This is a genomic window from Acinetobacter sp. MF4640, assembly GCF_002018895.1.
Classification (GTDB): Bacteria; Pseudomonadota; Gammaproteobacteria; order Pseudomonadales; family Moraxellaceae; genus Acinetobacter; species Acinetobacter johnsonii.
Window position 1 is genome coordinate 1 of the sequence record NZ_MVOM01000091.1, and the last position, 7698, is coordinate 7698.

Consider the following 7698-nt stretch of genomic DNA (forward strand, 5'->3'; position numbering starts at 1 on the left):
TTGCTGGAACAGTCTAAAATGTTTGTTTTGCCTGAAAGAAGATCAAGGCAATGCCCTAGAGTCGTCAAAATAAAGCCTCAAAAGTACCCAAGAAAATGCCAGTCAATTTCTTAACTGACTGGCATTACATCATCGATGGGCTTTTTTTGATATTAGGCAACATTAACCTGTATGGTCTAAGCGTGTACCTAGGGTTTCGAGATGAAGATTAAATTGATTACTTTTACGGTCAGCAAAATAGTGACGTAAGGTATGTTCGACACTTGGGAAAGCCAGTTCTGACCAAGGAATTTCATCTTCTTCAAATAAACGACATTCAATGCTTTCTTCGCCAGCACCAAATTTTCCATCCACTAAGTTCGCTTTAAAGAGCACATAAATTTGACCAATACGCGGAATATTGTACATGCAATATAGCTGTTCAATTTCAACTTCCGCTTCAGCTTCTTCACGGGTTTCTCGTGCAGCACCTTGTTCCATGGTTTCAAACAATTCCATGTAACCTGCTGGTAAAGTCCATAGCCCATAACGCGGTTCAATAGCGCGGCGGCATAACAATACTTTATTTTCCCAAAGTGCGAGTGCGCCACAAATCACTTTAGGGTTCACATAATGAATAGAACTACAAGAGGTGCAAACACGACGCAATTGATGGTCGCCAAGAGGGATTTGTTCTGTTGTTTTTTGTCCGCAATTGCTGCAAAAGTCCATATTCATCATCAATGATAAAGTTCAGACTCAGCATAACTTAAAAATTAAATTTTGGCATCATTTCTCTTTTTTCAGTATCAAATTCAGCTATGATGAAAAAAAGAATGATGGGGACGACGTTCAATGGATGAACATTCATTAACACGCATACTGCAGCAACAGTTACGGTTTTCAAGCAAAATTAAATCGGCAGATGCAGCTGTGTTAATCGCGATCACCAATGAAGACGATCCCAAAGTTTTATTGACCCGCCGCTCTGTTTACCTATCTAATCATGCTGGTGAAGTGTCTTTTCCTGGCGGAAAAAGAGATCCGCAAGATACCAGTAATATCGTGGTTGCCTTGCGTGAAGCCTATGAAGAGACCGCATTGAATCCTTTTGATGTACAGCTGCTCGGTGATTTGCCGATGCAAAAGGCCCGTAATGGCATGTTGGTCAAACCTGTGGTTGGGCTGATTCCGCCTGAAGTTGAACTGGTTGCCCAGCCGACAGAAATTGATCGTATTTTCTTTGCATCACTCAAACAGCTGATGGAAGTACCTGCGGTGCCTTATGAAGTTCGTTTTGCCCATCAATCTCTCTATTTTCCCAGTATGCGGGTGGAAAATGAAATTGTCTGGGGGCTGACGGCACGGATGTTGGTTGCATTATTTCAATATGGTTTGGACTACCATAAAGAGTGGCCATTTTTAGTCAATTCACCGACTTTTCGGTTCCCAAAGTAAGTTGAGTATTTTAAGGAAAAAATATGTTGTACAAATTTAAAGGTCATTCCCCACAAGCAATGCATCAACCATGGAATGGTTGGATTGCGGAAAATGCCACAGTGATCGGTCAAGTCGAATTGGGGCAACAGGTTAGTATTTGGTTTGGGGTGGTCGTACGTGCAGACAATTGCAAAATTCGTTTAGGTGACTTTACCAATATTCAGGAAAATGCGGTTTTACATACAGATGCTGGGATTGAAATGAATATTGGCAATTATGTCACGATTGGGCATCAAGCCATGTTGCATGGTTGCACAGTGGGGGATAATAGTCTGATTGGGATTAATGCTGTCGTTTTAAACAATGCTGTGATTGGGAAAAATTGTATTATTGGTGCGAATGCGCTGATTCCGGAAGGTAAAGTCATTCCAGATAATTCTCTAGTCATGGGCTCACCGGGTAAAGTCGTCAAAACTTTGGATGAAACGGCTGAGGCACGTTTGAAAATGAGTGCACTGCATTATGCAGAACACTTTAAACAATTTATCGATTTAGAGCCGACACAGTTATAAGCTTATTTTTTCCCATTCAGCCTAGATTTTTCTAGGCTTTTTTAGCTCTGTTCCGAGAACATCTCGCCTAGTGCTTTTGAGTGGAGTATCATAGCCACGTTTTTATAGATTAAATCATTAAGGTTGTGCATGAAAGTGCTGGCATTGGAATCTGCAAATGAGCAGTGTTCCGTCTCTATTGTAGATGAAAATCAAGAACTTTTTTTCCAATTGGATACGCGCGCAAAAGCACAAACGCAAACGATTCTCCCAATGATTGAACAAGGGTTTTTACAGTTGGATATAAAGACAGAAGATTTGTCTTGTATCGCTTTTAGTCGTGGTCCTGGTTCTTTTAGCGGCGTTCGTATTAATGCCGCCGTGACTCAAGCTTTGGCATGGTCGAATGATTTGCCTGTGGTTCCTGTTTCAACTTTACAAGCACTGGCACAAGCTGCACATCGTGTGCATGGTCTAATCAAAGTCACCGCAGTTTTAGACGCCCGCATGAGTGAAGTCTATATTGCAAGTTTTCAATTAGATACGGACGGCATCATGCAAGCCGTCGATGAAGAACAGCTTCTAAGCTATGCCGCGGCTACTGAATGTACACCGTTTACTTTAGTTGGTTCAGGCGCAACCTTAATTGATCCATCACAAATACAATACAAAGATTTAAGTGCAACTGCGCAAGATATTGCCACAATTGCGCGCAAGAATGCACAGCAACAACACTGGGTGAGTGCTGAACTTGCACTTCCAGTCTATTTACGTGATAACGCTTGGAAAAAAATCCCGGAACAGGGCAAAGCATAATTAGGGTTTTTTTATGGATCTTTTACTGCTGCTCAAAGCGGCAATTATGGGTATTGTTGAAGGTATTACTGAATTCTTACCCATTTCGAGTACTGGACATTTAATTTTAGCTTCAGAACTTATGAATTTTTGGACCAAAGAAAAAAGTGATGTCTTTGTGATCGCCATTCAAATGGGGGCAATTGCAGCCGTCATTTATGAATATTGGACACGTTTGTGGGGGGCAGCAACGGGAATTTTTAGTGGTGAACCCCAAGGTCGCCGTCTCGGGATTGGGCTAATTTTAGCGTCGATTCCTATTGTGCTGATTGGTTTGACATTTGGTCAAACGGTGAAAGAGCTTTTATTTAATGATATTGCGATTGCTATTGGTTTGATTGTGGGTGGCTTGATTATTATTTGGATTGAAAAGCATCCACCACAAGAGCGCGTGCATGAAGTTGAAGACCTGAGTGTAAAAGATGCGATTTGGATTGGTCTGATTCAAGTGCTGTCTTTAATTCCAGGGACATCACGTTCGGGGGCAACCATCATTGGCGCGATGTTCTTAGGTGTATCGCGCAAAGCAGCCACTGAGTTTTCATTCTTCTTGGGTATTCCAGTAATTATTGGTGCGGGTCTGTTAGATTTGTACCAAAGTGCGCATGTGTTTGAGGGACAACAAGATTGGATCGTATTGGCAACAGGCATTATTGTTTCTTTTATCTCGGCTTTACTGTTGATTCGTGCTTTAGTCGCTTATGTGGCGAAGCGTGATTTTATGATTTTTGCATGGTATCGCATCGCTTCAGGTTTAGTGATTCTACTGTTTGCCTTTACGGGTTGGAAGTTATGGTAGGCCCAATGCGCTTATATGTGGAACAAGAGCATTTAGAAAAAGCACAGCACTATGTTGCTGTGCTTTTTTCTCGTGGTGTCGAAGTCAGCATCGAAGTCGCCGAAAAGTTAAATGCACGTTTCTTCCGTTTTCATCCTGAACTGGGTCTGTGTGCCGATGCCGATGGGCTTTGGCTTTGTGCCAATGGCATGAAAATGCAGCCGGATTGGAAAGCTGAAGTTCCACGTTTAAAGCGTGCGTCGTTAAAGTCTGAAATGATTGCTCGTGCTTGCCACTTGACTGAAAAACCTAAGCTCATTGATGCAACGGCAGGGCTTGGGCATGACTCACTGCTCATGGCACATTTGGGCGCGAATGTCACTTTGGTTGAACGCCATCCCATTTTATTCACCTTGCTAGAGTCAAGTAAGGAACAGGCTTTACAGGATGTATTCTTAAACCCTGTGGTGACTCGAATTGACTTGGTTTTTTCAGATTCCGCACAGTATTTGCAGCAACAAGCAGAGCAGGGCAATACGGTTGATGTGGTTTATCTAGATCCGATGTTTCCACAACGTGATCAAAATCAGCAAGCAGTGAAAAAACAGGCGCAAGTAAAAAAGCAAATGCAGCTTTTACATATGTTACTGCCTGAAGATGGTGAAATGGATTTGGGTGATAATCTGCTTGGCTTAGCGCAAAAAGTGGCAAAACGGGTGGTGGTCAAACGTCCTCGCTTGGCCGTATTTTTGGCAAATCAAGAAACCACTCATCAGTGGCTGGGTGATGCATGCCGTTTTGATGCCTATTTTCAGCATGAACGCTTAGACTGAAGTGGAAGATTGCTTCAAAAGTATGCAAAGATTTGTTATATAGTTAAAAACATCATTGATAAAATGCTGATCAAGCATAAACTTAGTGTGTCCCTACGCAAGTCACAATTTAATTAGAATCTTATGATCGACTTCAAACCCTCCATCAACTTTTGGCATGATTTTAAAAGCAACCAAACTGCGGGGATGTGGTTGTTTCTAGGTTCACGACGCTCTTTGCAAATTGTCCATCCTTCGATTATGCAGCTCATCTTCTGGGGGATTTTAGGTGGCTCAGCCAATACTTTATTTAGCTGGTTGAGCGCAGGAGAGATCGGTGACTTTAACCCACAAGGTTTGGTCAGTTACGCACTTTGGCCTTTCATTGCCCTGATTGTCGGGATTTTTCTGTCTCAACGGGTGAATAATCCGCGTTTGATGTTGGTACCAGCACTGCTTTGGTTGGTGTTGGATACGCATATCGCGTTATTACAAAGTTTTATCCAATATTTAGGCATGGTTGATGTCCTGCCGTATTTCTTCTACGACTACCTACCGAATGTGTTCATGGTACTGTTTGTTTGGCAGAGTTTGGCTGTGGTGTGGGTGTTTTCACGTGAACTGAAATGGCCTTGGTGGGAGCGAGCCCTGATTGTCTTGGCCACGCTGTTTACCCTTGTGGTTTGGCAAATGTCAGTGACCAGTCAGCCGATTTGGAAAGTAGAAGAAACACCACCAACCTTTGCAGAAGATGCCTTCTATGCACAAAGTCGCTTACTGAATAAAGCACTAGAGTCTGTGCAATATGGCGAATTTGCCCAGTCACATTGGTATTTCCTTGGCGTAGCGGGAGCGAGTTATCAAGATGTATTCCGTTCGGAAGTCGAGCGAATAAAAGAACAGTTCGATACGCGTTTTGGTACGTTGGGCCGTTCGATGATGTTGGTAAATAACCCTGCTACACGAACAGAAATTCCGATTGCCTCTAAACACAGTATTGAAATGGCGCTGCGTCGTATGGGACAGCAGATGAACCGTGAAAGTGATGTGTTATTTTTATATATGACTTCGCATGGTTTACCGAACCAGTTCGAAATGGAAAATGCACCTTTAGACTTAACTCAGGTCGACCCGAAATGGTTACGCGAAACCTTAGATGCATCGGGTATTCGCTGGCGTGTGATTGTTATTTCATCGTGCTTCTCTGGAAGCTTTGTACCAGCACTGCAAAATGACAATACTTTGATCATTACCGCTTCGGCCGCAGACCGCCAGTCTTTTGGTTGTACCAATGAAGCCGACTATACTTATTTTGGTCGGGCGTTTTTTGATCAAGCAATGCGTGAACAAAACAGTATAGAAACTGCTTTTAACCAAGCACAAAAAACTGTGAGCCAATGGGAAACAGCACAAGGCTTTGAACCCTCTGAACCGCAGTGGTCGATGGGTAAAAATATGGAGCTGATGCTTCCTCAACTTGAACAGCGCTTGTTTCCACCTAAAGCTGTTGCAAACCCTTAATTTGGATCTAAAAAGGAACCCTGATGGAATTAGTACAATCTAACCGTAGTTTTGATGGTGAACAGCGTATTTACCGATTTAATTCCATCAGCCTTCAAGGCGAGAGTAAGTTCGGCATTTATTTGCCGGCTCAAGCGCTAGCAGGGCAAGCGTGCCCAACATTATTTTATTTGGCAGGTTTAACCTGTACCGAAGAAACCTTTGCTATTAAAGCGCATGCGCAGCGTTTAGCAGCACAGCTAGGTCTGATTTTGGTAACGCCTGATACTTCACCCCGTGGTGAACAAGTTGCGCAAGGTGATCATTGGGATATTGGGCAAGGGGCAGGTTTTTATATCAATGCAACCCAAGCGCCGTGGGCTGAGCATTTCCAGATGGAAAGCTATGTTGCTGAAGAACTGTATGATTTAGTGATTCAGCAATTTTCTGTACAAGCAGAGCGTATTGGGATTTTCGGGCACTCTAAACAATGTTTTTTTGAAAATATGGAAAATATTTTAGTTTGTTGATTTTTATAAGTTTTAATAACTAAGTTAAAAATTCCATAAAAAAATCCATATTTCAGCAGAATAGATCAAATTTTCTTATTAAAAATTCCATACTTTTTATATCCACGCTACTATATTCAGTAATTAAAATTATTGGAGTATTTATTCGTGGAAAGATTAGAAAGACATGCTTCATTTGGCGGTTGGCAGGAAGTATATAAGCACGAGTCGAAGGTATTGAAGTGTTCAATGAATTTTTCAATTTATATTCCACCACATGATAATAATGAAAAACTCCCTGTAATTTATTGGCTTTCAGGTCTTACATGTAATGAACAAAACTTTATTACAAAAGCAGGAGCACAAAAATATGCCTCTGAACATAAAGTGATTATTGTTGCGCCTGACACGAGTCCAAGAGGTGAGGGGGTACCAGATGATGAAAATTACGATCTAGGTCAAGGCGCAGGCTTTTACTTGAACGCAACTCAACAGCCGTGGTTAGAAAATTATAGAATGTATGACTATATTCTCCATGAATTAAGAACCTTAATAGACAATAGTTTCCCGACAAATAAAGTTCAAAGCATTATGGGGCATAGTGCCGGTGGACATGGGGCATTAGTCATAGGGTTAAGAAATTCTGAGATCTATAAGAGTATTTCTGCTTTCTCTCCAATTGTTGCACCTTCTCAAGTTCCTTGGGGTCAAAAGGCATTTACTGCTTATCTTGGTACTGATCAGGCTTTATGGTCTGACTATGATGCTGTCGAGCTAATCAAATCCAGTTCCGTGAAGATGCCTATTTTAGTTGATCAAGGTAGTGAAGATGCTTTCCTAAAAGAACAGTTGAAGCCTGAAATCTTAGCAAATGTCTGTAGAGAAAAAGACTATCCAGTTACTTTAAACATGAGAGATGGATATGATCATAGTTATTATTTTATAGCTAGTTTTATTGAAGATCATATTAAATTTCATGTAAATAATATTAATCAATAATTAATTTTAAATAATTTAATTTTTAGTAGAAGATAAAGAGGCCGGGGATGATCGATTTTTCAGCATTAGATAATGATTTTTCACAAAAAGAAATTATAGATCCAATTGAAATTTTTAGGGAAATGCCGAAACCTCTTGGATTTAATGATCGGCGAATTCAAACATGAGGTGCGACAGTTTCAAAAGCCTTATGATAATCAACAAGCTGAGCAAATTTCTCTAATGGTGTAAGCCAATCTAACGCCTTTCTAGGACGAGTATTCAGTGACATGGCA

At 41.3% G+C, this 7698-nt stretch carries 8 protein-coding genes and 2 pseudogenes; 8 read left to right on the forward strand and 2 right to left on the reverse strand.

The genetic code is table 11. The annotated features are described in order from the left end of the window. Nucleotides 1-162: 162 nt before the first annotated feature. Nucleotides 163-711 (reverse strand): NUDIX hydrolase, encoded by a 549-nt coding sequence (locus MF4640_RS17995; RefSeq protein ID WP_010325974.1) that lies wholly within the window; start codon nucleotides 709-711, stop codon nucleotides 163-165. A gap of 123 nt (nucleotides 712-834) precedes the next feature. On the opposite strand from MF4640_RS17995, the gene MF4640_RS18000 reads away from it, so the two are divergent. The 8 genes and pseudogenes from MF4640_RS18000 (at nucleotide 835) to fghA (ending at nucleotide 7423) form a co-directional block, all read left to right on the forward strand. Continuing rightward, nucleotides 835-1437: an NUDIX hydrolase gene (locus tag MF4640_RS18000; protein ID WP_078390434.1), complete on the forward strand. Its 603-nt coding sequence runs from the start codon at nucleotides 835-837 to the stop codon at nucleotides 1435-1437. Between the two features lie 23 nt (nucleotides 1438-1460). Further along, nucleotides 1461-1991: a gamma carbonic anhydrase family protein gene (locus tag MF4640_RS18005; RefSeq protein WP_078390435.1), complete on the forward strand. Its 531-nt coding sequence runs from the start codon at nucleotides 1461-1463 to the stop codon at nucleotides 1989-1991. Nucleotides 1992-2120: 129 nt separating this feature from the next. Continuing rightward, a complete protein-coding gene (tsaB, locus tag MF4640_RS18010) occupies nucleotides 2121-2786 on the forward strand; it encodes a tRNA (adenosine(37)-N6)-threonylcarbamoyltransferase complex dimerization subunit type 1 TsaB (protein WP_078390436.1) in 666 nt (221 codons plus the stop codon). A gap of 13 nt (nucleotides 2787-2799) precedes the next feature. Then, on the forward strand, nucleotides 2800-3624 hold the full coding sequence (locus MF4640_RS18015) for an undecaprenyl-diphosphate phosphatase (RefSeq protein WP_078390437.1): 825 nt from the start codon (nucleotides 2800-2802) through the stop codon (nucleotides 3622-3624). After that, nucleotides 3618-4436 (forward strand): class I SAM-dependent methyltransferase, encoded by an 819-nt coding sequence (locus tag MF4640_RS18020; protein WP_078390438.1) that lies wholly within the window; start codon nucleotides 3618-3620, stop codon nucleotides 4434-4436. Before MF4640_RS18015 ends, MF4640_RS18020 begins: the two co-directional genes overlap by 7 nt. A 123-nt stretch (nucleotides 4437-4559) precedes the next feature. After that, a complete protein-coding gene (locus tag MF4640_RS18025) occupies nucleotides 4560-5936 on the forward strand; it encodes a C13 family peptidase (RefSeq protein ID WP_078390439.1) in 1377 nt (458 codons plus the stop codon). Nucleotides 5937-5959: 23 nt separating this feature from the next. Continuing rightward, a pseudogene (locus MF4640_RS18030) lies at nucleotides 5960-6400 on the forward strand (alpha/beta hydrolase-fold protein); the annotation flags it as partial. 192 nt (nucleotides 6401-6592) lie between these two features. Next, entirely contained in the window at nucleotides 6593-7423 is an 831-nt protein-coding gene (fghA, locus tag MF4640_RS18035; protein ID WP_068974006.1) for an S-formylglutathione hydrolase, read from the forward strand. Between the two features lie 157 nt (nucleotides 7424-7580). On the opposite strand, the pseudogene MF4640_RS19170 reads toward fghA, so the two are convergent. Then, nucleotides 7581-7698: pseudogene (locus tag MF4640_RS19170) on the reverse strand (IS30 family transposase); the annotation flags it as partial.

What these genes read in the sequence shown, in the direction of transcription:
- tsaB (WP_078390436.1), top strand. Translation starts at nt 2,121, where the DNA reads ATGAAAGTGCTGGCATTGGAATCTGCAAATGAGCAGTGTTCCGTCTCT.
- MF4640_RS18015 (WP_078390437.1), top strand. Translation starts at nt 2,800, where the DNA reads ATGGATCTTTTACTGCTGCTCAAAGCGGCAATTATGGGTATTGTTGAA.
- MF4640_RS18005 (WP_078390435.1), top strand. Translation starts at nt 1,461, where the DNA reads ATGTTGTACAAATTTAAAGGTCATTCCCCACAAGCAATGCATCAACCA.
- MF4640_RS17995 (WP_010325974.1), bottom strand. Translation starts at nt 711, where the DNA reads ATGGACTTTTGCAGCAATTGCGGACAAAAAACAACAGAACAAATCCCT.
- MF4640_RS18020 (WP_078390438.1), top strand. Translation starts at nt 3,618, where the DNA reads ATGGTAGGCCCAATGCGCTTATATGTGGAACAAGAGCATTTAGAAAAA.
- MF4640_RS18000 (WP_078390434.1), top strand. Translation starts at nt 835, where the DNA reads ATGGATGAACATTCATTAACACGCATACTGCAGCAACAGTTACGGTTT.
- MF4640_RS18025 (WP_078390439.1), top strand. Translation starts at nt 4,560, where the DNA reads ATGATCGACTTCAAACCCTCCATCAACTTTTGGCATGATTTTAAAAGC.